The following is a 22,995-nucleotide window of genomic DNA, read 5'->3' on the forward strand; positions in this document are numbered from 1 at the left end:
TGTCAGTTCCGCTTACTTCTTCAGCGATTGCGCTGCACGACGCGGACCCTTGCGCGTACGGGCATTCGTACGCGTACGTTGGCCGCGCAGGGGCAAGCCCTTACGATGCCGAACGCCACGGTAGCAGCCGAGATCCATCAGGCGCTTGATATTCATCGTCGTTTCACGGCGCAGATCGCCCTCAACGATGAACTTGCCGACTTCTTCACGCAGCTTTTCGAGGTCTGCGTCGTTCAGGTCTTTGACCTTCTTCGAAAATGCCACACCAGCAGCGACGCAAATGTCGCGCGAGCGCGTGCGGCCGATACCGTAAATAGCCGTCAGGCCGATTTCGGTATGCTGGTGATTCGGGATGTTAACCCCTGCGATACGAGCCATTGTTTTTCCTCAAACAAAAAGCGCAAGCAAAAGCGCGGCGTTCAGCCTTGACGCTGTTTGTGGCGCGGATCAGAGCTGCAAATCACGCGCACAACGCCTTTGCGCTTGATGATCTTGCAATTGCGGCAAATGCGTTTAACCGATGCCATCACTTTCATGATATTACCCTTTTTTCAAATCACTTCGCCCGGAACACGATCCGCGCACGCGACAGATCGTAAGGCGTCAATTCAACCGTCACCTTGTCGCCCGGCAAGATTCGGATGTAATGCATCCGCATCTTCCCAGATATGTGTCCCAATACGACATGGCCGTTTTCCAGCTTCACCCTGAAGGTAGCATTAGGCAGGTTTTCGATGACTTCACCCTGCATCTGGATAACATCGTCTTTGGCCATAAGTCCTTTCAACGCATCGGGACGCCGCCGCCTTTGAAATTAGCTTTCTTCAGCAGCGATTCATACTGTTGCGACATAACGTACGACTGCACCTGCGCCATGAAATCCATTGTGACGACGACAATGATCAGCAGCGACGTTCCACCAAAATAAAACGGCACGTTCCAGCGCAGTACCAGAAACTCGGGCAGCAGGCAAACAAACACGATGTAGATCGCACCGGCCAGCGTCAGACGTGTCAGGATACGGTCGATGTATCGCGCCGTTTGGTCGCCCGGGCGGATGCCTGGGACGAAAGCGCCACTCTTTTTCAGGTTGTCGGCCGTCTCTCTGCTGTTGAACACCAATGCGGTGTAGAAGAAACAGAAGAAGACGATCGCCAACGCGTACAGCAACACGTACACGGGTTGACCGGGCTTAAGGGCTTCGGCTACGTTGTGCAACGTGTCTGCGAACCAGCTGGTACGCGACCCCGAACTAAACCAGTTCAGGATGGTTGCCGGGAAGAGAATGATCGACGATGCAAAGATCGGCGGAATCACGCCCGACATGTTCAATTTCAGCGGCAAATGCGAAGACTGACCGCCGTAAATCTTGTTACCGACTTGCCGCTTTGCGTAGTTCACAAGAATCTTGCGCTGGCCGCGTTCGATGAACACCACCAGATACGTCACAGCAGCAATCAGCGCGACGACGATAATCGCGGATATCGGACTCATCGAACCGGTTTGCACCAGCGAAACAAGACCACCGATTGCATTCGGGAAGCCCGCTGCAATCCCGCCGAAAATAATGATCGAGATACCGTTGCCAAGCCCGCGCTCCGTGATCTGCTCACCCAGCCACATCAGGAACATCGTGCCGGTCACCAGCGTCACGACCGTCGTCAACCGAAAAACCATTCCCGGATCAATCACCAGGCCAGGCTGATTTTCCAACGCCACGGCAATGCCGAACGCCTGGAACGTCGCCAGCAGGACCGTGAAGATACGCGTGTACTGCGTAATCTTCCGTTGACCCGCTTGCCCTTCCTTTTTCAGCGCTTCGAGCTGCGGCGAGACAATCGCCAGCAACTGCATGATGATCGACGCCGAAATATACGGCATGATCCCCAGCGCAAAAATCGTGAACCGCGAAAGTGCGCCACCCGAAAACATGTTGAACATGCCAAGGATGCCGCCCGACTGGCTTTGGAAAAGCTTTGCCAGCTGGTCCGGGTCAATACCCGGCACCGGAATATGCGCGCCGATACGGTAGACGATCAGCGCCAGCAGCAGGAACACTGCCCGCCGACGCAGATCGCCGAACTTCGCCGCGCCGCGACCGGGTTTTGCGAGACTCGGGCTGTTAGCCAAGTACCTTCTCCGATGCAAATGCTAGTGACGGCAATTAGCTTGCGCGTTACTCGGCAAAAGAGCCGCCGGCTGCTTCGATAGCAGCGCGCGCACCCTTCGTCGCACCCAGACCCTTCACAACGACCTTGCGCTTGAGCTCGCCCGTCGCGATGATCTTGGCGCTCTTGATCAACTCGCCGACCAAGCCGGCTTGCTTCAGAGCCAGCAGATCGATTTCATCGACCGGCAGCTTTTCCAGATCCGAGAGACGCACCTCACCAACGAATTCCTTCGTCAGCGAAGTAAAGCCACGCTTCGGCAGGCGACGTTGCAGCGGCATTTGACCGCCTTCGAAGCCAACCTTGTGAAAGCCGCCTGAGCGCGACTTCTGACCCTTGTGACCGCGGCCAGCCGTCTTGCCCAGACCGGAGCCGATACCACGGCCGACGCGACGCTTAGCGTGCTTCGAGCCTTCAGCCGGCTTCAGGTTATTCAATTCCATTATCAACTCCTTGAGTCCTGGTCAGCCGCTTAGCTGATGACCTTAACGAGGTACGAAACCTTGTTGATCATGCCGCGCACAGCCGGCGTGTCCTGCAACTCGCTAACCGAGTTGAGTCGGCGCAGGCCCAAGCCACGCACCGTTGCACGGTGCGTCTCACGGGTGCCGATCAGGCTCTTGACGAGCTGGACCTTGACAGTTTTATCAGACATGGTGTCCACCTTAGCCCAGAATATCTTCGACGGACTTGCCGCGCTTCGCCGCGATGTCGCCCGGCGTGGACTGCTTGCGCAGACCGTCGAGCGTTGCACGAACGAGGTTGTACGGGTTCGTCGAACCGTGGCTCTTAGCAACCACGTTTTGCACGCCCATTACGTCGAACACTGCGCGCATCGGGCCACCAGCGATCACGCCCGTACCGTCCTTCGCCGGAGCGAGGAGAACTGCGGATGCGCCGTGCTTACCATGCACTTCGTGTTGCAACGTACCGTTCTTCAGCGGCACCTTGAACATGTTACGGCGAGCTTGTTCCATTGCCTTTTGAACAGCAACCGGAACTTCCTTCGCTTTGCCCTTGCCCATGCCGATGCGGCCATCGCCGTCGCCGACCACGGTCAGCGCGGCGAAACCGAGAATCCGGCCGCCCTTCACAACCTTGGTCACGCGGTTGACCGAAATCATCTTTTCGCGCAGGCCGTCGTCGCGTTCGTCAGCCTGAACTTTCGCTTGCATCTTTGCCATGACGAATTCTTCCCTTAGAACTTGAGTCCGGCTTCGCGCGCCGCATCAGCCAGCGCTTTCACGCGGCCGTGGTAACGGAAACCCGAACGGTCGAAGGCGACGGATTCGATGCCGGCAGCCTTAGCCTTTTCTGCGATGCGCTTACCGATCAGCGTGGCAGCAGCGACGTTGCCGCCCTTGCCCGTTTGATCAGCCAATTGCGCACGCACTTCGGCCTCGAGCGTCGACGCGCTGGCGAGCACCTTGGTGCCGCACGGCGAGAACACTTGCGCATAGATGTGCGTGTTCGTGCGATGCACGGCGAGACGCGCGACCTGCAGCTCAGCGATCTTGATACGCGTCTGACGAGCGCGGCGCAGGCGAGATTGAGTCTTATCCATGATTGCGCACCCTTACTTCTTCTTCGTTTCTTTGAGGATCACAACCTCATTGGCGTAACGCACACCCTTGCCCTTATAGGGCTCCGGCGGGCGATAGCCGCGCACTTCTGCAGCGACCTGGCCAACTTGTTGTTTGTTGATCCCCTTGATCACGATTTCGGTTTGCGTCGGGGTCTCAGCCTTGACGCCTTCCGGCATCTGGTGCACCACAGGGTGCGAGAAACCCAGCGACAGGTTCAGCTTGTCGCCTTGCGCCTGTGCGCGGTAGCCAACGCCAACCAGCGTCAGCTTGCGCTCGAAACCCTTCGTCACGCCGTTCACCATGTTCGCAACCAGTGCGCGCATCGTGCCCGACATCGCATTCGCTTCGCGGCTTTCGTCAACCGGCTCGAAATTCAGCGTGCCGTTGTCGTTCACCACTTTCACGAGGCGGTTTGCCGCCTGCGTAATCGTACCCAGCGGGCCCTTGACGGTGATGCGATCGTCGCTCAGGGCCACTTCTGCGCCTTGCAGCGCGACCGGGCTTTTACCTACTCGAGACATGTTTCTCTCCTTTCGGCCTTAAGCGACGTAGCAGATGACTTCGCCGCCAACGCCCGTTGCACGCGCCTTGCGGTCCGTCATCACGCCCTTCGGCGTCGACACAATTGCCACGCCGAGGCCATTCATGACCACGGGGATGTCGTTACGGCCGCGGTACACACGCAGACCAGGCTTCGAAACGCGTTCAATGCGTTCGATGACCGGACGGCCAGCGTAGTACTTCAACACGATGTTCAATTCAGACTTCGCACCTTCGGACTTCACTGCGAAATCATCGATATAGCCTTCGTCCTTCAGGACCTGCGCAATCGCAACCTTGACTTTCGACGAGGGCATAGTCACCGAGACTTTCTCAACCATCTGCGCATTGCGGATGCGAGTCAGCATATCGGCGATAGGATCACTCATGCTCATTTACGTTTCTCCTATTACCAGCTCGCCTTGGTCAGGCCAGGGATCTCGCCGCGGAACGCGATTTCGCGAATCTTGTTACGCGCCAGCCCGAATTTACGGAACGTGCCACGCGGGCGACCGGTAATTGCGCAACGATTACGCTTACGGGTCGGATTAGAGTTGCGCGGCAGTTGTTGCAGTTCCAGACGTGCTGCGTAATGCTCTTCGTCCGACTTGCTCATATCGCCGATGATCGCTTTCAGCTCAGCACGTTTGGGAGCGTACTTAGCGGCAAGGCGAGCACGCTTCTTTTCACGTTCGATCAGTGCCAGTTTAGCCACGGTAACCTCAGTTTCTGAACGGGAACTTGAAGCTGGCGAGCAGGGCCTTTGCTTCGTCGTCGGTCTTCGCAGTCGTCGTGATGCTGATGTTCAGCCCACGCAGCGCGTCGATCTTGTCGTAGTCGATTTCGGGGAAAATGATCTGCTCTTTCACACCGATGTTGTAGTTGCCGCGACCATCGAATGCACGACCCGACACGCCACGGAAGTCACGCACACGAGGGAGCGCAACCGTCACGAAACGGTCCAGAAATTCGTACATTGCCTGACCACGCAACGTGACCATTGCACCGATCGGATAGCCCTGACGGATCTTGAAGCCAGCGATTGCCTTGCGTGCCTTCGTGATCACCGGCTTCTGGCCTGCGATCTTCGTCAGGTCGCCAACGGCGTTTTCGATGATCTTCTTGTCAGCAACCGCTTCGCCAAGGCCCATATTCAGGGTGATCTTGGTGATGCGCGGCACTTCCATCACGGACTTGTAACCGAACTTCTCGATGAGGCCGGGTACAACTTTCTCTTTGTAAAACTCTTGCAAACGAGCCATTTTTTTACTCCGCAGCGTCAGGCGCTCAGCTCGGCACCGGTCGTTTTAAGGAAACGGACTTTCTTGTCTCCCTCGACCTTGATGCCTACACGCGACGCCTTGCCATTCGCGTCGACCAATGCGACGTTCGAAATTTGCAGCGGCATCGTCTTGGCTTCCACACCGCCCGTCGTACCCTTCATCGGGTTCGGCTTGACGTGCTTCTTGACGAGGTTAATACCCTCGACAATCACTTTGCCTTCGCCAACGGACAGCACGACGCCGCGCTTGCCTTTATCTTTGCCGGTGATGACGATAACTTCGTCACCTTTGCGAATCTTGTTCATCGCGACTCCTTACAGCACTTCAGGTGCCAACGAAACGATCTTCATGAATCGTTCGCTGCGCAACTCGCGCGTGACAGGCCCGAAAATACGGGTGCCAATAGGTTCGAGCTTGGCATTCAACAACACAGCGGCGTTGCCATCGAACTTGATCAGCGAGCCGTCCTGACGGCGCACGCCCTTGGCGGTGCGAACCACCACGGCGTTATAAATTTCGCCTTTCTTCACGCGCCCGCGCGGCGTTGCTTCTTTGACGGTCACCTTGATGATGTCGCCAATGCTGGCATAACGACGCTTCGAGCCGCCGAGCACCTTGATGCACATAACTTCACGCGCACCCGTGTTGTCGGCCACTTCAAGCCGAGTTTCGGTCTGGATCATGGTTTATCTTTCCCAACTTAATCCGGTCACACCACCATGGCGTACCCGGTCAGTCTTGGTCCCGTCAGCCAATCGGCTGCTTGGGTTAGAACAGCAGCGACGGCAAACGAAACCCGCCATCGCAATCCGGTGAATCCTTCGGAACAGACTGGCGCCTGAACCGCTCCCCCCACCAACTTCGCCCGCGACGGGGCTCCCATAAAAGAGGGAAGACCGAAATTATAACAAATAATCTCGGTCTTGCAAGCGAAACTTACTGCGATTTCAATTACTTCTACAACACTGCGGCGTCAGATGACGCGAGCAGCCTCGACCAGGCGAGCCACAACCCAAGCTTTCGTCTTCGAAATCGGACGCGTTTCCTGGATTTCAACGAGGTCGCCCTCGTTGTACGTGTTCGCATCGTCGTGCGCGTGGTACTTCTTGGAACGCACAACGTACTTGCCGTAGATCGGGTGCTTCACGCGGTGCTCAACCAGCACGGTGACCGTCTTGTCCATCTTGTTGCTGACGACCTTGCCGACCAGCGTCCGCTTGAGCGAGGTTTTTACGCTATCGTTCATTTCTGGTTCGCCTTCTCAGTCAGGACGGTCCGCACACGTGCGATGTCGCGACGAACCTTCTTCAGCTGGCTCGTGTTCGTGAGCTGCTGGGTCGCGAGTTGCATGCGCAGGCCGAATTGCGCCTTCAACAGGTCCGACAGCTCCTTGTTGAGCGCGGCCTGATCTTTCTGGTGAAGTTCGGAAGCCTTCATCATTTGCTCCTTAGGCGCCGAGCTGACGCACGATAAACGTCGTCTTGAGCGGCAGCTTAGCTGCAGCCAGACGGAACGCTTCGCGTGCCAGCTCTTCGGTTACGCCGTCCATTTCGTACAGCATCTTGCCCGGTTGAATCTCTGCGACGTAATACTCAGGGTTACCTTTACCGTTACCCATCCGTACTTCAGCCGGCTTGTGCGAGATCGGCTTGTCCGGGAAAATGCGGATCCAGATGCGGCCACCACGCTTGATGTGACGCGTCATTGCACGACGTGCCGCTTCAATCTGGCGCGCGGTCAAGCGACCACGACCGATAGCCTTCAGGCCGAACTCACCGAACGAAACCGCGTTGCCGCGGGTAGCGATGCCGGTGTTACGACCCTTCTGCTCTTTGCGATACTTTCTGCGTTTCGGTTGCAGCATCGTTATTCTCCAGTCTTCCCGCCGTCGCCGGCACCGCCAGCACGACGAGGAGCGCCGCGGCGTGCACCTGCCGGGCCACCACCTTCACCATCGCGACGCGGACGGCGATCGCCACCCGGACGTGCGTTGCGGCGCGGACGCTTTTCTTCGGCGACTTCTTCAACCACCGGTGCGTCGTTGCGGCCGAGCGTGTCGCCCTTGTAGACCCACACCTTCACGCCGATGATGCCGTACGTCGTCTTTGCTTCCGACGTCGCGTAGTCGATATCCGCACGCAGCGTATGAAGCGGCACGCGACCTTCGCGATACCATTCCGTACGAGCGATTTCGATACCGTTCAGGCGGCCAGCGCTCATGATCTTGATGCCTTGAGCACCCAGACGCATTGCGTTTTGCATCGCACGCTTCATCGCGCGGCGGAACATAATCCGGCGCTCGAGTTGTTGCGTGATCGAATCCGCGATCAGTTGCGCATCGGTTTCCGGCTTGCGGATTTCTTCGATGTTGACGTGAACCGGAACGCCCATGCGCTTTTGCAGCTCGGACTTCAGCAGTTCAATGTCTTCACCCTTCTTACCGATCACGACACCCGGACGCGAGCTGAAAATAGTGATGCGGGCGTTCTTTGCAGGTCGCTCGATCACAACGCGGCCGACGGACGCGTTCTTCAGCTTCTTCTTCAGGTATTCACGAACACCGATGTCTTCCTGCAACATCGCCGCAAAATTGTTGTTGTTCGCGTACCAACGCGACGCCCAATTGCGGCTGACGGCCAAACGGAAGCCAGTCGGATGAATTTTCTGTCCCATCGTATGACCCCTTAATTCCCGACCGTCACAGTGATGTGACAGGATTGCTTCTCGATGCGGTTACCGCGGCCTTTAGCGCGCGCGGTAAAACGCTTGAGCGACGCAGCCTTGTCGATGTAGATGCTCGTGATCTTGAGCTCATCGATATCGGCGCCTTCGTTATGCTCCGCATTCGCGATCGCCGACAGCACGACCTTTTTCACGATTCCCGCAGCCTTCTTCGGCGAGAACGTCAGAACGTTCAGCGCCTTGTCGACCGGCAAACCGCGGATCTGGTCAGCCACAAGGCGCGTTTTCTGCGCCGAGATGCGGGCACCGCGATGAATTGCTTTCACTTCCATCATGAGCCCCTTATTTCTTAGCCTTCTTGTCGGCTGCGTGACCCTTGAACGTACGGGTCAATGCAAACTCGCCAAGCTTGTGGCCGACCATGTTTTCCGAGATGTACACCGGAACGTGTTGACGGCCGTTGTGAACGGCGATCGTCAGACCGATGAAATCCGGGAGGATCGTCGAACGGCGCGACCAGGTTTTGATCGGCTTCTTATCCCGCGAAGCTGCTGCCGCCTCAACTTTCTTCAGCAAATGGGCGTCGCAGAACGGACCTTTTTTTACAGAACGTGCCATTGCCTACTCCTTAACGCTTGTGACGGCGCTGGACGATCATGCTCGTCGTGCGCTTATTGCTGCGGGTGCGATAACCCTTAGCAGGCGTGCCCCACGGGCTCACCGGATCGCGACCTGCAGCCGTCTTGCCTTCACCACCACCGTGCGGGTGATCGACCGGGTTCATTGCAACGCCACGCACCGTCGGGCGGATACCGCGCCAGCGGTTCGCGCCAGCCTTACCGATTTGACGGAGGCTGTGCTCTTCGTTACCAACTTCACCAATCGTCGCGCGGCATTCAACGTGAACGCGGCGGATTTCACCCGAGCGCAGGCGGACCTGTGCGTAGATGCCTTCACGAGCCAGCAGCATCGCCGACGTACCAGCCGAACGCGCCATTTGCGCGCCCTTGCCCGGCAGCATTTCGATGCAGTGGATCGTCGTACCGACCGGAATGTTGCGGATCGGCAGCGTGTTGCCAGCGCGGATCGGTGCTTCCGAACCCGACATCAATTGCTGACCGACGGTGACACCCTTCGGAGCAATGATGTAGCGGCGTTCGCCGTCTGCGTACAGAACCAGCGCAATGTTCGCGCTACGGTTCGGATCGTACTCAAGACGTTCGACCTTCGCTGCGATACCGTCCTTATTGCGACGGAAATCGACGACGCGATAGTGATGCTTGTGACCACCGCCTTTATGACGGGTGGTGATGTGACCGTTGTTGTTACGGCCGGCGGTTGAGGATTGCGAGTCGAGCAGCGGCGCGTACGGCTTGCCCTTATGCAGATCCTTGTTGACCACCTTGACCATCGCACGACGGCCCGGCGAAGTCGGCTTAACTTTAACGATTGCCATGATTACTTGGCCTCCGCTTCAAAGTTGATTTCCTGGCCGGGCTTCAGGCAGACGTACGCCTTCTTCACGTCCTTGCGCTTGCCCATGAAACGGCCAAAGCGCTTGGCTTTGCCCTTCGAGACCAACACGTTGACGGAATTGACTTCCACCTTGAATAGCAGCTCGACTGCAGCTTTCACTTCCTGCTTCGTGGCATCGGGCGCGACTTCGAACACAACTTGCTCGTTCTTGTCGGCCACCAGCGTCGCCTTTTCGGAGATCACCGGCGCGAGCAGGACCTGCATCAAACGATGATCGTTCTTGCGAATCTCGCTCATGACAGCAACTCCTCGATCTGGGCGACCGCAGCCTTCGTGATCAGGATCTTCTTGAAGTAGATCAGCGACAGCGGGTCGGCGTAACGCGGCTCAACAACTGCCACATGGGCGAGGTTGCGCGACGCGAGGTACAGGTTTTCGTCAACCGTGTCGGTAATCACCAGCACGGAGTCGAGACCCATCGCCTTGAATTTTTCGGCCAGCAGCTTCGTCTTCGGCGCTTCGAGCGTCAGCTCGTCGACCACCGAGATACGGCCTTCGCGGGCCAGCTGCGAGAAGATCGAGCAGAGACCTGCGCGATGCATCTTCTTGTTGACCTTGTGCGAAAAGTTTTCTTCCGGCGAATTCGGGAAGATCCGGCCACCGCCGCGCCACAACGGGCTCGACGACATACCGGCACGGGCGCGGCCCGTACCCTTCTGGCGCCACGGCTTCTTGGTCGTGTGCTTGACTTGCTCACGGTCCTTCTGCGCGCGGTTGCCGCTACGGGCATTCGCTTGATACGCCACCACAACCTGGTGAATCAGGGCTTCGTTGTAATCGCGGCCAAACACGACGTCCGACGCGCTAACGCCTGCACCTTCCTGACCGTTGGCATTCAGGAGCTTAAGTTCCATTATTTCGCTCCTTTCACGGCACGCGTCTTCACGGCCGGCGTAACGAATACCTTGCCACCCTTCGCACCCGGAACGGCGCCCTTGACCAGCAACAGCTTGCGGTCAGCGTCGATACGAGCGATTTCGAGGTTTTGCACGGTTACCGTATCGTCACCCATGTGACCGGTCATGCGCTTACCCGGGAAAACACGACCCGGATCCTGCGCCATACCGATCGAGCCCGGCACGTTGTGCGAGCGCGAATTGCCGTGCGATGCACGGCCGGATGCGAAGTTGTAACGCTTGATGGTACCGGCGTAGCCCTTACCGATCGACACGCCTTGCACGTCGACCTTCTGGCCTACTTCGAACAGGTCGGGACCAACCACGGTGCCGTTCGACAACTCGGCAGCCTTGGCAGCATCGATCTGGAATTCTTTGAGGATTTCACCGGCTTGAACACCGGCTTTGGCAAGATGACCGGCCAACGGCTTCGTCACGCGCGATGCACGGCGCGTACCGAATGCAACCTGCACGGCTGTGTAGCCGTCGGTTTCAACAGTCTTGATCTGCGTCACGCGGTTGTCGGACACGTCCAGCACGGTAACGGGAATCGAATCCCCTTCTGCCGTGAAGATACGGGTCATGCCAACCTTGCGACCTACGAGTCCAAGGCTCATCGTTTTCTCCATTCCCGACTGCGATTGGTCGGGGCTAATTTACAAAATGCCGGCGCCGTTTCGGGCATGAATACATGCTGCAACACGCCGACTTTTTTGCGCAAATGCGCGAAAAGCCTTGCATTATAGCGAGGCTTTTCGTTTTCCGCAAGCAATCAATGACTTAGCGTTGCCCGACAGACCGGACAACCGCTGGCAGCCTTATTGCAGCTTGATTTCCACATCCACGCCAGCCGGCAGATCCAGCTTCATCAGTGCGTCAACGGTCTTGTCCGTCGGATCGACGATGTCCATCAGGCGTTGGTGCGTACGGATTTCGAGCTGATCGCGCGACGTCTTGTTGACGTGCGGCGAACGCAGGATGTCGAAACGTTGAATGCGGGTCGGCAGGGGCACCGGACCACGGACGATTGCGCCAGTCCGCTTTGCCGTGTCGACGATTTCAGCTGCCGATTGATCGATAAGGCGATAGTCGAAAGCCTTCAGGCGAATGCGGATTTTCTGGTTCTGCATGACAATTCCTTGGAAAAGAGCGAGGCGGTATTGCACCGCCAGACAATAAAAGAACGTAGAGCCGGGAGCCCGCTGAGGGCCGGCGCCCGGCTCCGGGGCACCACTTACAGCAAATACATCAATCCGCGATTTTACTCGAGGATCTTGGCAACCACACCAGCACCGACCGTGCGGCCGCCTTCGCGAATTGCGAAACGCAGACCTTCTTCCATCGCGATCGGGTTGATCAGCTTCACCGTGATCGACACGTTGTCGCCCGGCATCACCATTTCCTTGTCCTTCGGCAACTCGATCGAGCCCGTCACGTCCGTCGTACGGAAGTAGAACTGCGGACGATAGTTGTTGAAGAACGGCGTATGACGGCCACCTTCGTCCTTGCTCAGCACGTACACTTCAGCAGTGAAGTGCGTGTGCGGGTTGATCGAACCCGGCTTGGCCAGAACCTGGCCACGCTCCACGTCTTCACGCTTCGTGCCGCGCAGCAGGATACCGACGTTGTCGCCTGCCTGCCCCTGGTCGAGCAGCTTGCGGAACATTTCCACGCCCGTGCAGGTCGTCTTCACCGTCGGCTTGATACCGACAATTTCGATTTCCTCGCCGACCTTCACAACGCCGCGCTCAACGCGACCCGTCACCACCGTACCACGACCCGAGATCGAGAACACGTCTTCCACCGGCATCAGGAACGCACCGTCAACTGCGCGCTCCGGCGTCGGGATGTACGTGTCCAACGCGTCGGCCAGATTCATGATCGCCACTTCGCCCAACTCGCCCTTGTCGCCTTCCAGCGCCAGCTTGGCCGAACCCTTGATGATCGGCGTCTCGTCGCCCGGGAAGTCGTACTTCGACAGAAGTTCGCGAACTTCCATCTCGACCAGTTCCAGCAACTCGGCGTCGTCCACCATGTCGCACTTGTTCAGGAACACGATGATGTACGGAACGCCAACCTGACGCGCCAGCAGGATGTGCTCACGCGTTTGCGGCATCGGGCCATCAGCGGCCGAGCACACCAGGATCGCGCCGTCCATCTGCGCTGCGCCCGTGATCATGTTCTTCACATAGTCAGCGTGGCCCGGGCAGTCGACGTGCGCGTAGTGGCGGTTAGCCGTTTCGTACTCGACGTGTGCCGTGTTGATCGTGATACCGCGCGCCTTTTCTTCCGGCGCCGCGTCGATCTGGTCGTATGCCTTCGCTTCGCCGCCAAACTTCTGCGTCAGAACCGTCGTGATCGCTGCCGTCAGCGTGGTCTTGCCGTGGTCAACGTGACCGATCGTGCCGACGTTCACGTGCGGCTTGGTCCGTTCGAATTTACCTTTAGCCATGTTTCTCTTCTTTCAAAAAGTTAATCGTTGAATGACTTGCCGCGCGATTACTTCGACTTCGCGTTGATGATCGCTTCCGACACGTTACGCGGTGCTTCGGAGTAGTGCTTGAACTCCATCGTGTACGTTGCACGACCTTGGGTCAGCGAACGCAGCGACGTCGAGTAGCCAAACATTTCCGACAGCGGCACCTCGGCGCGAACAATCTTGCCGCCGCCAACCATGTCGTCCATGCCCTGCACGATGCCGCGACGACCCGACAGGTCGCCCATCACGTTGCCCATGTAATCTTCAGGCGTTTCGACTTCTACAGCCATCATCGGTTCGAGGATGACCGGTTGAGCCTTGCGCATTGCTTCCTTGAACGCCATCGAGCCGGCCATGCGGAACGCATTTTCGTTCGAGTCAACGTCGTGGTACGAACCGAACGTCAGGTGCACCTTGACGTCGACCACCGGGAAGCCTGCCAGCACGCCTGCCTTCAGCGTTTCCTGGATACCCTTGTCCACCGCCGGGATGTATTCGCGCGGAATGACACCGCCCTTGATCTCGTCGAGGAACTCATAGCCCTTGCCTTGCTCATTCGGCTCGAGCGTGATGACTGCGTGACCATACTGGCCGCGACCACCCGACTGCTTGACGAACTTGCCGTCAACGTCTTCCGCCTTGCCGCGAATCGTTTCGCGATAAGCAACCTGCGGCTTGCCGACAGTCGCTTCCACGCCGAATTCGCGCTTCATCCGGTCAACCAGAATTTCCAGGTGGAGCTCGCCCATGCCCGAAATAATGGTTTGACCCGATTCTTCGTCCGTTTGAACGCGGAACGATGGATCTTCCTGTGCCAGACGGTTCAGCGCCAGACCCATTTTTTCCTGGTCGGGCTTCGTCTTCGGCTCAACAGCCTGCGAAATCACCGGCTCAGGGAAAATCATGCGTTCGAGCACGATCGGGCTTTGCGGATCGCATAGCGTATCGCCGGTCGTTGCGTCTTTCAGGCCGACTGCAGCAGCGATGTCGCCTGCGCGGACTTCCTTGATTTCTTCGCGCTGGTTCGCGTGCATCTGCAGAATACGACCCAGACGCTCCTTCTTGTCTTTGGTCGCGTTCAGCACGGTGTCACCCGAATTCACGACGCCCGAGTACACGCGGAAGAAGATCAACTGGCCGACGAACGGGTCGGTCATGATCTTGAATGCCAGTGCCGAGAACTTCTCGTCGTCAGCAGCGCGGCGCTCGCCCTTTTCACCGTTTTCCAGCTCGCCCGTAACCGGCGGGATGTCGATCGGCGACGGCAGGAAATCGAGCACGGCGTCCAGCATGCGTTGCACGCCCTTGTTCTTGAACGCGGTACCGCACAGCATCGGCTGGATTTCGCAAGCGATCGTACGGTCGCGGATACCCTTGACGATTTCCGCTTCGGAGAGCTCGCCCTCTTCCAGGTACTTGTTCATCAGCTCTTCGCTAGACTCAGCAGCCGCTTCGACCATCTTTTCGCGCCACTCGTTGCACGAGTCGACCAGTTCGGCCGGGATTTCTTCGTACGAGAACTTGGTGCCTTGGGACGCTTCGTCCCAAATGATCGCTTTCATCTTCAGCAGATCGACGACGCCCGTGAAGTTCTCTTCCGCGCCGATAGGCACCACGACCGGAACCGGGTTCGCCTTCAGACGCAGCTTGAGCTGGTCGTAAACCTTGAAGAAGTTCGCGCCTGTACGGTCCATCTTGTTAATGAACGCGAGACGGGGAACCTTGTACTTATTAGCCTGACGCCACACGGTTTCCGACTGGGGCTGAACGCCGCCCACGGCGCAGTAGACCATGCACGCGCCGTCGAGCACGCGCATCGAGCGCTCAACTTCAATCGTGAAGTCGACGTGGCCCGGGGTGTCGATGATGTTGATGCGGTGCTCAGCGCGGTCGCCAGCCATGCCTTTCCAGAACGCCGTGGTAGCAGCGGACGTGATCGTGATGCCGCGTTCCTGCTCCTGCTCCATCCAGTCCATGGTGGCAGCGCCGTCGTGAACTTCACCAATCTTGTGGTTCACGCCGGTGTAAAACAGGATGCGCTCGGTCGTCGTCGTTTTGCCGGCGTCGATGTGAGCGCTAATACCGATGTTACGGTAGCGCTCGATAGGTGTCTTGCGAGCCACTTTGATCCTCTATTGGGATGACGCGATGCGAGAAAATACCCATCGCGCTGTAACACAAACGGGCGAGGCGCTTTGTAAGCGCACCCGCCCGGAATTTCTTTCCGTTTTTTCCGCTAAACCCGGATTCGGGAAGCTTAGAAACGGAAGTGCGAGAACGCCTTGTTGGCTTCTGCCATCCGGTGAACTTCGTCGCGCTTCTTCATTGCGCCGCCACGGCCTTCGGCCGCCTCGGAGAGTTCACCTGCCAAACGCAGGGCCATCGACTTCTCGCTGCGCTTCTTCGCGGCTTCACGCAGCCAACGCATCGCCAATGCCATACGACGCGACGGGCGCACTTCGACCGGAACCTGATAGTTCGCACCACCAACGCGGCGGCTCTTCACTTCGACCACCGGCTTGACGTTGTTGAGCGCTACCGTGAACACTTCCAGCGGGTCCTTGCCACCCTTGGTCTGGATCTGTTCGAAAGCGCCGTACACGATACGCTCGGCAACCGACTTCTTGCCGGAGAGCATCAGCACGTTCATGAACTTAGCTACATCTACGTTACCGAATTTCGGATCCGGCAACACTTCCCGCTTGGGGACTTCGCGACGACGCGGCATGTTTCTTCCTTTAACTTTTCAGTTGGAGCTATTTTTAGCCCCGCGGCCACCAACTAACCCGATTCATCTCTAACGACTTACCAGCCTGGTCGGGTGACCACTTACTCGACAGCACCGGCGATTCCGGTACCACCGCTATTACCGCCTTTGCAGGCGACCTGAAACTACTGATCGGCTAATTACTTACCGGCCTTGGCACGCTTCGCACCGTACTTCGAGCGAGCCTGCTTACGATCCTTGACGCCCTGGGTATCCAGCGAGCCGCGAACCATGTGGTAACGCACACCCGGCAAATCCTTGACACGGCCGCCGCGAATCAGCACGACCGAGTGTTCCTGCAGGTTGTGGCCTTCACCACCGATGTACGAAATGACTTCGAAGCCGTTCGTCAGACGAACCTTGGCAACCTTACGCAGTGCCGAGTTAGGCTTCTTCGGCGTCGTGGTGTACACACGGGTGCACACGCCGCGACGCTGGGGGCAGTCCTGCAAAGCCGGGCTCTTGCTCTTCGTCGTTTCCGACGCGCGGCCTTTGCGAACCAGTTGATTGATGGTTGGCATTGTTTATTCCTGAAATTGAACAAAATCGACGCATCTGTTTCCGGGCAAAGCAGAAACTATTGCGCATCGAACTTCCGGACCGGTAGCCTGCGCACGAATGGACTTCGCGCGCAGGCATTCCAAGAACCGGAACCTAGCATAATATTCCGAAATTACTAAGGGAGTCAACAGGTTGCGATGTTTCGCACCCCTGCCAACCTAGTCAGGCACTCGCTGAGCGCTCAGTCGGCGGCGACCACTTCCAGCAATTCGTCACCGAAACGGTCGAGTTTGCGAGCGCCCATACCCGGAATGCCGCGTAAATCCTCGATGGAATCGGGGCCGTTACGGGCAATTTCCGCCAGCGTCGCGTCGTGGAAGATCACGTACGCCGGCACGCCGTCGCTCTTCGCCGTTTCAGTGCGCCATGCGCGCAGGCGTTCCCAGCGGGCACGTTCGCGCGGTCCCATGCCGATTGTCGGGTCGGCACGTTCGCTGGTCCGGCCGGACGATTGACGCGTACGCGTCGGCTTCACGTACCGGCGCATCGTGACGTTTTGCTCGCCCTTTAGCACGGGTTTGCTTGCCTCGGTCAGGACCAGCGAGCCGAATCCCTCATGATCGACCGTCAGATAGCCGAACGCGACAAGTTGGCGAAATATCGCGCGCCACTCCGGTTCGCCTAGCGCCGAGCCGATGCCGAACGTGGTCAGTTTCTCGTGACCACGCTGCAGGATTTTCTCGTTGCTGTTGCCGCGCAGGATGTCGATCAGATGTCCCGCGCCGAAATGAAAGCCGCTCGCCCGCTGCGCGCGGAACACGCACGACAGCGCCATCTGTGCCTCACGCGTTGCATCCCAGGTGTCCGGCGGTTCGAGACAGTTGTCGCAGTTGCCGCATGGCTTGCTCGACTCGCCGAAGTACGCCAGCAACCGCACTCGCCGGCAGGTTGCCGCTTCGCAGAGACCGAGCAGCGCGTCCAGCTTGCCGGTCTGCACGCGCTTGTGCGCGTCGTCGGCGTCGGACTCGTCGATCATCTTGCGTTGCTGCACGACGTCGCCGAGGCCGTAGGCCATCCATGCATTCGCCGGCATGCCGTCGCGGCCCGCGCGCCCCGTTTCCTGGTAATAGCCTTCGACACTCTTCGGCAAGTCGAGGTGAGCGACAAAACGCACATCCGGCTTGTCGATGCCCATGCCAAACGCGATCGTCGCGCACATCACGATGCCTTCCTCGCGCTGAAACATCTCCTGATGCTTCTGACGGAATTCGAACTCCATGCCGGCGTGATACGGCAGCGCGCGCATCCCTTTTTCTTTCAGCCACTCCGCGGTCTCTTCGACCTTGCGGCGCGACAGGCAATAAACGACACCGGCGTCGGTCGTGCCATCGGGCTTTGAATGTTCTGCGCGGATGAAGTCCAGCAACTGCGTACGCGCGTTGTCCTTTTCGACGATGCGATAGCGGATGTTCGGCCGGTCGAAGCTCGACACGAAAATGCGCGCGTCGTCCAGCGCGAGCCGGTGGATGATCTCATCCCGCGTGATTGCATCGGCGGTGGCCGTCAGTGCGATTCGGGGCACGTTCGGAAACCGCTCGTGCAGCACCGACAACTGAATGTATTCCGGCCGGAAATCATGTCCCCATTGCGACACACAATGAGCCTCGTCGATGGCGAATAAGCCGATGCGCGTACGCTCCAGCAATTCCTGGAAACGGGGCGTCATCAACCGTTCCGGCGCCACGTAAAGCAGGTCGATTTCGCCTTCGCGCAATGCACGCTCGGTCGCCATTGCCTCGGCGCTCGACAGCGTCGAATTCAGATACGCGGCGCGCACGCCTACCTCTGTAAGCGCGGCCACCTGATCCTGCATCAGCGCGATCAGCGGCGACACAACGATGCCAGTGCCGAAGCCGCGTTCGCGGCGCACCAGCGACGGAATCTGATAGCACAAGGATTTGCCGCCGCCCGTCGGCATCAGCACGAGACAATCGCCGCCGCCGGCGACGTGCTCGACAATTTCGCCCTGCTGTCCTCTGAACGCGGGGTAACCGAAGACTTCGTTGAGGATTTCGAGCGGACGGGACATGAATTTGAGAGAAGCAGCGTGATGCCGGTGACACGAATTTTACCAACGCATTCGTGCTGCGCCCGCGCTTTACTGCAACGTTAGCCGTTCGGCCTACCAAAGCAGGGTTAAGCGCGCAAAAAAGAAAGCGCATAAAAAAAGCCGCTCAGTCGAAACTGAGCGGCTTCGCTGGCTGGTAAGCCCAGGCGGCTTGCGCCGCTTGGGCTTACTGACCTGAGCTTACTCGCCTGAGTGCTGCTGTTCGGCGGCCGGGGTTTCCGGCGTACCGAATTCGAACGACTCTTCCGCTGCGATCTGATCGAAACGCTCGCGGTCGGACAGTTCCTTGCTCTTGCGTGCCTTGTGGAACGCGAGACCCGTACCGGCCGGAATCAGACGGCCGACGATCACGTTTTCCTTCAGACCACGCAGGTCGTCGCGCTTGCCCATGATCGCCGCTTCGGTCAGCACGCGGGTCGTTTCCTGGAACGACGCCGCGGAGATAAACGAATCAGTCGACAACGAGGCCTTCGTGATACCGAGCAGCACGTTTTCGTACGTTGCCGGACGCTTGTCTTCCGCGATCATACGGTCGTTTTCGTCGAGCATATCCGACCGCTCGACCTGTTCGCCCGGGATGAAACGCGTATCGCCGTTGTCCGTAATCTGCACGCGGCGCAGCATCTGACGAACAATCACTTCAATGTGCTTGTCGTTGATCTTCACGCCTTGCAGACGGTACACGTCCTGCACTTCGTCCACGATGTAACGCGACAGCGCCTCGACGCCCTGCAAACGCAGAATGTCGTGCGGATCCGCCGGCCCGTCGACGATCATTTCGCCCTTGTTGACGACCTGACCATCGTGCACCAGAACCTGCTTTTCCTTCGCGATCAGGAACTCGTGCTGGTTGCCCTCGAGGTCCGTGATAACGAGACGCTGCTTGCCCTTCGTGTCCTTACCGAACGACGTCGTACCCGTGACTTCCGCCAGGATACCTGCGTCCTTCGGCGAACGTGCTTCGAACAGTTCCGCCACACGTGGCAGACCGCCTGTAATGTCACGCGTCTTCTGCGATTCAGTCGGGATCCGTGCGAGCACTTCACCGACCTGCACTTGCTGACCGTCCTTCACGGTAATCAGAGCGCCGACCTGGAAGCCGATCTGCACCGAGTGCTCGGTGTTCGGGATCTTGACTTCTTCGCCGTTCGCATCGAGCAGCTTGACCTGCGGACGCACCGTCTTCGACGCTTGCGAACCACGACGCTTCACGTCGATCACGACCAGCGTGGACAGACCCGTCACGTCGTCGATCTGCTTGGCAACCGTCACGCCTTCTTCGACGTTTTCGAACTTCACCGTACCACCGTACTCGGTGATGATCGGACGCGTCATCGGATCCCACGTCGCCAGTTGCGTGCCGGCCTTGATCTGCGCGCCGTCCAGTTGCAACAGCGTCGCGCCGTACGGCACCTTGTGACGTTCGCGCTCGCGACCGTGGTCGTCGGTGATCATCGCTTCGCCCGAACGCGAGATGACGATCTGCTCGCCCTTCGCGTTGGTGACGTAACGCATGGTTGCCGTGAAACGCACCGTACCGTTCGACTTCGCTTCAACCGACGAAGCCACCGCCGCACGCGATGCCGCACCACCGATGTGGAACGTACGCATCGTGAGCTGCGTGCCCGGTTCACCGATCGACTGCGCAGCGATCACACCGACTGCTTCACCGACGTTGACCGACGAGCCACGACCCAGGTCGCGGCCGTAGCAGGCTGCGCACAGACCGTAACGCGTTTCGCAAGTCAGCGGCGTACGCACGCGCACTTCGTCGATACCGAGGCGTTCGATTTCTTCGACCGCATCTTCGTCGAGCAACGTGCCCGTTTCGTACAGCGTTTCCTGCGATTCCGGATTGACGACGTCAGCCACCGTCACGCGCCCGAGGATACGGTCACGCAGCGCTTCGACGACTTCACCGCCTTCGACCAACGCCTTCATGGCGACGCCGTTGGACGTACCGCAATCGTCCTCGACCACCACCAGATCCTGCGTCACGTCGACCAGACGGCGCGTCAGGTAACCCGAGTTTGCCGTCTTCAGTGCCGTATCAGCCAGACCCTTACGTGCGCCGTGGGTCGAGATGAAGTACTGCAACACATTCAGGCCTTCACGGAAGTTCGCCGTAATCGGCGTCTCGATGATCGAGCCGTCCGGCTTCGCCATTAGCCCACGCATACCGGCCAGCTGACGAATCTGAACCGCGGAACCACGAGCACCCGAGTCCGCCATCATGTAAATCGAGTTGAACGATTCCTGACGCGTTTCGTTGCCGTCGCGATCCGTGACCGGTTCCGTCGACAACTGCTCCATCATCGCCTTACCGACCGCTTCCGACGTTGCCGACCAGATGTCGACCACGTTGTTGTAGCGTTCTTGCGACGTGACGAGACCCGACATGTACTGACGGTCGTATTCCTTCACCTTCTTCGCGGCGTCGCCGACGATGGTTTCCTTCTGCGGCGGCACGAGCATGTCGTCGACGCAGATCGAGATACCCGCGCGCGTTGCCAGACGGAAACCCGACTGCATCAACTGGTCGGCGAAAATCACCGTTTCACGCAGACCGCACTTGCGGAATGCAGTGTTGATCAGACGCGAGATTTCCTTCTTCTTCAGCGGCTTGTTCAGCACCGAGAACGGCAGGCCCGGCGGAAGGATTTCCGACAGGATTGCGCGGCCGACGGTGGTTGGGTACAGCGAGATCTTCGGCACGAACGCCGGCGCACCTTCCGACTTGTCTTCGTTATGGACCATTTCTGTGATCCGCACGTTGACGCGCGAGGCCAGCTCGACTTCCTTGTTCTCGTACGCACGCAATGCTTCCGACACACCGGTGAACGTCAGACCTTCGCCCTTGGCGTTCACTGCTTCACGCGTCGCGTAGTACAGGCCGAGCACGATATCCTGCGACGGCACGATCGACGGATCGCCGTTGGCCGGGAACAGAATGTTGTTCGACGCCAGCATCAGCGTGCGCGCTTCCATCTGCGCTTCGAGCGACAGCGGCACGTGAACAGCCATCTGGTCACCGTCGAAGTCGGCGTTGAACGCCGCGCAAACGAGCGGGTGCAGCTGGATCGCCTTACCTTCGATCAGCACCGGCTCGAAAGCCTGAATGCCGAGACGGTGAAGCGTAGGCGCACGGTTCAGCATGACCGGATGTTCACGAATGACTTCTTCGAGAATGTCCCACACCACCGGCGTCTGGTTCTCGACTTCCTTCTTCGCAGCCTTGATGGTGGTGGCGACACCCATCACTTCGAGCTTGTTGAAGATGAACGGCTTGAACAGTTCGAGCGCCATCAGCTTCGGCAGACCGCACTGATGCAGCTTGAGCGTCGGGCCGACCACGATCACCGAACGGCCCGAATAGTCGACGCGCTTACCGAGCAGGTTCTGGCGGAAACGACCGCCCTTACCCTTGATCATGTCAGCGAGCGACTTCAGCGGACGCTTGTTCGCGCCGGTCATAGCCTTACCGCGACGACCGTTGTCGAGCAGCGAATCGACGGCTTCCTGTAGCATCCGCTTTTCGTTGCGGACGATGATTTCAGGCGCCTTCAATTCGAGCAGACGCTTCAACCGGTTGTTACGGTTGATCACGCGGCGATACAGGTCGTTCAGGTCCGACGTCGCAAAGCGGCCGCCATCCAGCGGCACCAGCGGGCGCAGTTCCGGCGGCAGCACCGGCAGCACTTCGAGCACCATCCAGTCAGGCTTGATGCCCGAACGCTGGAAAGCCTCGAGCACCTTCAGGCGTTTCGCGTACTTCTTGATCTTCGCTTCCGAACCCGTGTTCTTGAGTTCGGTGCGCAGCATCTCGACCTGTTCGTCGATGTTGATCGCGCGCAGCAGTTCGCGCACGCCTTCCGCGCCCATCTCGGCACGGAATTCGTCACCGTATTCTTCGACCTTGTTGTAGTAATCCTCTTCGGTCATGATCTGCCGCGCTTTCAGCGGCGTCATGCCCGGATCGATCACGACATATGCTTCGAAGTACAGCACGCGTTCGATGTCGCGCAGCGTCATGTCGAGCACCATGCCCAGACGCGACGGCAGCGACTTCAAAAACCAGATGTGCGCAACCGGCGAGGCCAGTTCGATGTGGCCCATGCGTTCGCGACGCACTTTCGCCAGCGTCACTTCAACGCCGCACTTCTCGCAGATCACGCCACGGTGCTTCAGGCGCTTGTACTTGCCGCAAAGGCATTCGTAGTCTTTGATCGGCCCGAAGATCTTCGCGCAGAACAAACCATCGCGTTCCGGCTTGAACGTCCGGTAGTTGATGGTTTCCGGCTTCTTCACTTCACCGAACGACCACGAACGGATCTTGTCCGGCGAAGCCAGACCGATCTTGATCGCGTCAAAAACTTCAGGCTGTTGGACTTGCTTGAATAGATCGAGCAGAGCTTTCATTGCTTTCTCT

31 protein-coding genes are annotated in these 22,995 nt (G+C 58.5%); all 31 read right to left on the minus strand.

Annotated elements, in window-relative coordinates; translation table 11 throughout:
* Positions 1 to 12 precede the first annotated feature (12 nt).
* Complete coding sequence (gene rpsM / locus PDMSB3_RS18740; protein ID WP_006052223.1) at positions 13 to 378, minus strand: 30S ribosomal protein S13; 366 nt, start codon at positions 376 to 378, stop codon at positions 13 to 15.
* A 41-nt stretch (positions 379 to 419) separates the two neighbouring features.
* Complete coding sequence (rpmJ, locus tag PDMSB3_RS18745; RefSeq protein WP_004199844.1) at positions 420 to 536, minus strand: 50S ribosomal protein L36; 117 nt, start codon at positions 534 to 536, stop codon at positions 420 to 422.
* Between the two features lie 20 nt (positions 537 to 556).
* Positions 557 to 775 (minus strand): translation initiation factor IF-1, encoded by a 219-nt coding sequence (gene infA, locus PDMSB3_RS18750; RefSeq protein ID WP_004521905.1) that lies wholly within the window; start codon positions 773 to 775, stop codon positions 557 to 559.
* An 8-nt stretch (positions 776 to 783) separates the two neighbouring features.
* Entirely contained in the window at positions 784 to 2,130 is a 1,347-nt protein-coding gene (gene secY, locus PDMSB3_RS18755) for a preprotein translocase subunit SecY (protein ID WP_091798353.1), read from the minus strand.
* Positions 2,131 to 2,176: 46 nt separating this feature from the next.
* Positions 2,177 to 2,611 (minus strand): 50S ribosomal protein L15, encoded by a 435-nt coding sequence (rplO, locus tag PDMSB3_RS18760; protein WP_007180125.1) that lies wholly within the window; start codon positions 2,609 to 2,611, stop codon positions 2,177 to 2,179.
* A 29-nt stretch (positions 2,612 to 2,640) separates the two neighbouring features.
* Positions 2,641 to 2,823 (minus strand): 50S ribosomal protein L30, encoded by a 183-nt coding sequence (gene rpmD, locus PDMSB3_RS18765; protein WP_007180126.1) that lies wholly within the window; start codon positions 2,821 to 2,823, stop codon positions 2,641 to 2,643.
* Between the two features lie 10 nt (positions 2,824 to 2,833).
* Entirely contained in the window at positions 2,834 to 3,352 is a 519-nt protein-coding gene (gene rpsE / locus PDMSB3_RS18770) for a 30S ribosomal protein S5 (protein ID WP_007180127.1), read from the minus strand.
* A gap of 14 nt (positions 3,353 to 3,366) precedes the next feature.
* Positions 3,367 to 3,732, minus strand: coding sequence for a 50S ribosomal protein L18 (gene rplR / locus PDMSB3_RS18775; protein WP_006052218.1), 366 nt, complete (start codon positions 3,730 to 3,732; stop codon positions 3,367 to 3,369).
* Between the two features lie 12 nt (positions 3,733 to 3,744).
* A complete protein-coding gene (rplF, locus tag PDMSB3_RS18780; RefSeq protein WP_012434569.1) occupies positions 3,745 to 4,275 on the minus strand; it encodes a 50S ribosomal protein L6 in 531 nt (176 codons plus the stop codon).
* 18 nt (positions 4,276 to 4,293) lie between these two features.
* Positions 4,294 to 4,689 carry a 30S ribosomal protein S8 gene (gene rpsH / locus PDMSB3_RS18785; RefSeq protein ID WP_006052216.1) on the minus strand — a complete coding sequence of 132 codons (396 nt, stop codon included), beginning with the start codon at positions 4,687 to 4,689 and terminating at the stop codon, positions 4,294 to 4,296.
* 14 nt (positions 4,690 to 4,703) lie between these two features.
* Entirely contained in the window at positions 4,704 to 5,009 is a 306-nt protein-coding gene (gene rpsN / locus PDMSB3_RS18790; protein ID WP_006052215.1) for a 30S ribosomal protein S14, read from the minus strand.
* 7 nt (positions 5,010 to 5,016) lie between these two features.
* Positions 5,017 to 5,556: a 50S ribosomal protein L5 gene (gene rplE / locus PDMSB3_RS18795; protein ID WP_006052214.1), complete on the minus strand. Its 540-nt coding sequence runs from the start codon at positions 5,554 to 5,556 to the stop codon at positions 5,017 to 5,019.
* A 17-nt stretch (positions 5,557 to 5,573) separates the two neighbouring features.
* Positions 5,574 to 5,882, minus strand: a complete 309-nt coding sequence (rplX, locus tag PDMSB3_RS18800; RefSeq protein ID WP_006052213.1) for a 50S ribosomal protein L24 — start codon at positions 5,880 to 5,882, stop codon at positions 5,574 to 5,576.
* A gap of 9 nt (positions 5,883 to 5,891) precedes the next feature.
* Positions 5,892 to 6,260 carry a 50S ribosomal protein L14 gene (gene rplN / locus PDMSB3_RS18805; protein ID WP_006052212.1) on the minus strand — a complete coding sequence of 123 codons (369 nt, stop codon included), beginning with the start codon at positions 6,258 to 6,260 and terminating at the stop codon, positions 5,892 to 5,894.
* A gap of 290 nt (positions 6,261 to 6,550) precedes the next feature.
* A complete protein-coding gene (gene rpsQ / locus PDMSB3_RS18810; RefSeq protein WP_007180129.1) occupies positions 6,551 to 6,823 on the minus strand; it encodes a 30S ribosomal protein S17 in 273 nt (90 codons plus the stop codon).
* Positions 6,820 to 7,014: a 50S ribosomal protein L29 gene (rpmC, locus tag PDMSB3_RS18815; RefSeq protein WP_007180130.1), complete on the minus strand. Its 195-nt coding sequence runs from the start codon at positions 7,012 to 7,014 to the stop codon at positions 6,820 to 6,822. The genes rpsQ and rpmC overlap by 4 nt, the downstream gene beginning before the upstream one ends.
* Positions 7,015 to 7,024: 10 nt before the next feature.
* Positions 7,025 to 7,441, minus strand: a complete 417-nt coding sequence (gene rplP / locus PDMSB3_RS18820) for a 50S ribosomal protein L16 (protein WP_007180131.1) — start codon at positions 7,439 to 7,441, stop codon at positions 7,025 to 7,027.
* Positions 7,442 to 7,443: 2 nt separating this feature from the next.
* On the minus strand, positions 7,444 to 8,250 hold the full coding sequence (gene rpsC / locus PDMSB3_RS18825) for a 30S ribosomal protein S3 (protein ID WP_007180132.1): 807 nt from the start codon (positions 8,248 to 8,250) through the stop codon (positions 7,444 to 7,446).
* 11 nt (positions 8,251 to 8,261) lie between these two features.
* Positions 8,262 to 8,594 (minus strand): 50S ribosomal protein L22, encoded by a 333-nt coding sequence (rplV, locus tag PDMSB3_RS18830; protein ID WP_007180133.1) that lies wholly within the window; start codon positions 8,592 to 8,594, stop codon positions 8,262 to 8,264.
* 7 nt (positions 8,595 to 8,601) lie between these two features.
* Complete coding sequence (gene rpsS / locus PDMSB3_RS18835; RefSeq protein ID WP_004199273.1) at positions 8,602 to 8,877, minus strand: 30S ribosomal protein S19; 276 nt, start codon at positions 8,875 to 8,877, stop codon at positions 8,602 to 8,604.
* 10 nt (positions 8,878 to 8,887) lie between these two features.
* Positions 8,888 to 9,715, minus strand: coding sequence for a 50S ribosomal protein L2 (gene rplB / locus PDMSB3_RS18840; RefSeq protein WP_121315897.1), 828 nt, complete (start codon positions 9,713 to 9,715; stop codon positions 8,888 to 8,890).
* A gap of 2 nt (positions 9,716 to 9,717) precedes the next feature.
* On the minus strand, positions 9,718 to 10,032 hold the full coding sequence (gene rplW, locus PDMSB3_RS18845; protein ID WP_007180135.1) for a 50S ribosomal protein L23: 315 nt from the start codon (positions 10,030 to 10,032) through the stop codon (positions 9,718 to 9,720).
* Positions 10,029 to 10,649, minus strand: coding sequence for a 50S ribosomal protein L4 (gene rplD, locus PDMSB3_RS18850; protein WP_007180136.1), 621 nt, complete (start codon positions 10,647 to 10,649; stop codon positions 10,029 to 10,031). Before rplD ends, rplW begins: the two co-directional genes overlap by 4 nt.
* Positions 10,649 to 11,308, minus strand: a complete 660-nt coding sequence (gene rplC / locus PDMSB3_RS18855; protein ID WP_007180137.1) for a 50S ribosomal protein L3 — start codon at positions 11,306 to 11,308, stop codon at positions 10,649 to 10,651. Before rplC ends, rplD begins: the two co-directional genes overlap by 1 nt.
* 201 nt (positions 11,309 to 11,509) lie before the next feature.
* Positions 11,510 to 11,821 (minus strand): 30S ribosomal protein S10, encoded by a 312-nt coding sequence (gene rpsJ / locus PDMSB3_RS18860; RefSeq protein WP_006998489.1) that lies wholly within the window; start codon positions 11,819 to 11,821, stop codon positions 11,510 to 11,512.
* Between the two features lie 131 nt (positions 11,822 to 11,952).
* Positions 11,953 to 13,143 carry an elongation factor Tu gene (gene tuf / locus PDMSB3_RS18865; RefSeq protein WP_007180138.1) on the minus strand — a complete coding sequence of 397 codons (1,191 nt, stop codon included), beginning with the start codon at positions 13,141 to 13,143 and terminating at the stop codon, positions 11,953 to 11,955.
* A 47-nt stretch (positions 13,144 to 13,190) separates the two neighbouring features.
* The gene (gene fusA / locus PDMSB3_RS18870; protein WP_007180139.1) at positions 13,191 to 15,293 is read right to left on the minus strand and encodes an elongation factor G; all 2,103 of its coding nucleotides are present in this window, start codon (positions 15,291 to 15,293) and stop codon (positions 13,191 to 13,193) included.
* Between the two features lie 134 nt (positions 15,294 to 15,427).
* The gene (rpsG, locus tag PDMSB3_RS18875; RefSeq protein ID WP_006053291.1) at positions 15,428 to 15,898 is read right to left on the minus strand and encodes a 30S ribosomal protein S7; all 471 of its coding nucleotides are present in this window, start codon (positions 15,896 to 15,898) and stop codon (positions 15,428 to 15,430) included.
* 179 nt (positions 15,899 to 16,077) lie between these two features.
* Positions 16,078 to 16,458 carry a 30S ribosomal protein S12 gene (rpsL, locus tag PDMSB3_RS18880; protein WP_006998493.1) on the minus strand — a complete coding sequence of 127 codons (381 nt, stop codon included), beginning with the start codon at positions 16,456 to 16,458 and terminating at the stop codon, positions 16,078 to 16,080.
* Between the two features lie 221 nt (positions 16,459 to 16,679).
* Entirely contained in the window at positions 16,680 to 18,527 is a 1,848-nt protein-coding gene (recQ, locus tag PDMSB3_RS18885; RefSeq protein ID WP_165187157.1) for a DNA helicase RecQ, read from the minus strand.
* Positions 18,528 to 18,746: 219 nt separating this feature from the next.
* A complete protein-coding gene (gene rpoC, locus PDMSB3_RS18890; protein ID WP_007180141.1) occupies positions 18,747 to 22,985 on the minus strand; it encodes a DNA-directed RNA polymerase subunit beta' in 4,239 nt (1,412 codons plus the stop codon).
* Positions 22,986 to 22,995: the final 10 nt, after the last annotated feature.

The organism is Paraburkholderia dioscoreae, from assembly GCF_902459535.1.
Classification (GTDB): Bacteria; Pseudomonadota; Gammaproteobacteria; order Burkholderiales; family Burkholderiaceae; genus Paraburkholderia; species Paraburkholderia dioscoreae.

What these genes read in the sequence shown, in the direction of transcription:
- rpsM (WP_006052223.1), bottom strand. Translation starts at nt 378, where the DNA reads ATGGCTCGTATCGCAGGGGTTAACATCCCGAATCACCAGCATACCGAA.
- rpmJ (WP_004199844.1), bottom strand. Translation starts at nt 536, where the DNA reads ATGAAAGTGATGGCATCGGTTAAACGCATTTGCCGCAATTGCAAGATC.
- infA (WP_004521905.1), bottom strand. Translation starts at nt 775, where the DNA reads ATGGCCAAAGACGATGTTATCCAGATGCAGGGTGAAGTCATCGAAAAC.
- rplO (WP_007180125.1), bottom strand. Translation starts at nt 2,611, where the DNA reads ATGGAATTGAATAACCTGAAGCCGGCTGAAGGCTCGAAGCACGCTAAG.
- rpmD (WP_007180126.1), bottom strand. Translation starts at nt 2,823, where the DNA reads ATGTCTGATAAAACTGTCAAGGTCCAGCTCGTCAAGAGCCTGATCGGC.
- rpsE (WP_007180127.1), bottom strand. Translation starts at nt 3,352, where the DNA reads ATGGCAAAGATGCAAGCGAAAGTTCAGGCTGACGAACGCGACGACGGC.
- rplR (WP_006052218.1), bottom strand. Translation starts at nt 3,732, where the DNA reads ATGGATAAGACTCAATCTCGCCTGCGCCGCGCTCGTCAGACGCGTATC.
- rplF (WP_012434569.1), bottom strand. Translation starts at nt 4,275, where the DNA reads ATGTCTCGAGTAGGTAAAAGCCCGGTCGCGCTGCAAGGCGCAGAAGTG.
- rpsH (WP_006052216.1), bottom strand. Translation starts at nt 4,689, where the DNA reads ATGAGCATGAGTGATCCTATCGCCGATATGCTGACTCGCATCCGCAAT.
- rplE (WP_006052214.1), bottom strand. Translation starts at nt 5,556, where the DNA reads ATGGCTCGTTTGCAAGAGTTTTACAAAGAGAAAGTTGTACCCGGCCTC.
- rplX (WP_006052213.1), bottom strand. Translation starts at nt 5,882, where the DNA reads ATGAACAAGATTCGCAAAGGTGACGAAGTTATCGTCATCACCGGCAAA.
- rplN (WP_006052212.1), bottom strand. Translation starts at nt 6,260, where the DNA reads ATGATCCAGACCGAAACTCGGCTTGAAGTGGCCGACAACACGGGTGCG.
- rpsQ (WP_007180129.1), bottom strand. Translation starts at nt 6,823, where the DNA reads ATGAACGATAGCGTAAAAACCTCGCTCAAGCGGACGCTGGTCGGCAAG.
- rpmC (WP_007180130.1), bottom strand. Translation starts at nt 7,014, where the DNA reads ATGAAGGCTTCCGAACTTCACCAGAAAGATCAGGCCGCGCTCAACAAG.
- rplP (WP_007180131.1), bottom strand. Translation starts at nt 7,441, where the DNA reads ATGCTGCAACCGAAACGCAGAAAGTATCGCAAAGAGCAGAAGGGTCGT.
- rpsC (WP_007180132.1), bottom strand. Translation starts at nt 8,250, where the DNA reads ATGGGACAGAAAATTCATCCGACTGGCTTCCGTTTGGCCGTCAGCCGC.
- rplV (WP_007180133.1), bottom strand. Translation starts at nt 8,594, where the DNA reads ATGATGGAAGTGAAAGCAATTCATCGCGGTGCCCGCATCTCGGCGCAG.
- rpsS (WP_004199273.1), bottom strand. Translation starts at nt 8,877, where the DNA reads ATGGCACGTTCTGTAAAAAAAGGTCCGTTCTGCGACGCCCATTTGCTG.
- rplB (WP_121315897.1), bottom strand. Translation starts at nt 9,715, where the DNA reads ATGGCAATCGTTAAAGTTAAGCCGACTTCGCCGGGCCGTCGTGCGATG.
- rplW (WP_007180135.1), bottom strand. Translation starts at nt 10,032, where the DNA reads ATGAGCGAGATTCGCAAGAACGATCATCGTTTGATGCAGGTCCTGCTC.
- rplD (WP_007180136.1), bottom strand. Translation starts at nt 10,649, where the DNA reads ATGGAACTTAAGCTCCTGAATGCCAACGGTCAGGAAGGTGCAGGCGTT.
- rplC (WP_007180137.1), bottom strand. Translation starts at nt 11,308, where the DNA reads ATGAGCCTTGGACTCGTAGGTCGCAAGGTTGGCATGACCCGTATCTTC.
- rpsJ (WP_006998489.1), bottom strand. Translation starts at nt 11,821, where the DNA reads ATGCAGAACCAGAAAATCCGCATTCGCCTGAAGGCTTTCGACTATCGC.
- tuf (WP_007180138.1), bottom strand. Translation starts at nt 13,143, where the DNA reads ATGGCTAAAGGTAAATTCGAACGGACCAAGCCGCACGTGAACGTCGGC.
- rpsG (WP_006053291.1), bottom strand. Translation starts at nt 15,898, where the DNA reads ATGCCGCGTCGTCGCGAAGTCCCCAAGCGGGAAGTGTTGCCGGATCCG.
- rpsL (WP_006998493.1), bottom strand. Translation starts at nt 16,458, where the DNA reads ATGCCAACCATCAATCAACTGGTTCGCAAAGGCCGCGCGTCGGAAACG.
- recQ (WP_165187157.1), bottom strand. Translation starts at nt 18,527, where the DNA reads ATGTCCCGTCCGCTCGAAATCCTCAACGAAGTCTTCGGTTACCCCGCG.
- rpoC (WP_007180141.1), bottom strand. Translation starts at nt 22,985, where the DNA reads ATGAAAGCTCTGCTCGATCTATTCAAGCAAGTCCAACAGCCTGAAGTT.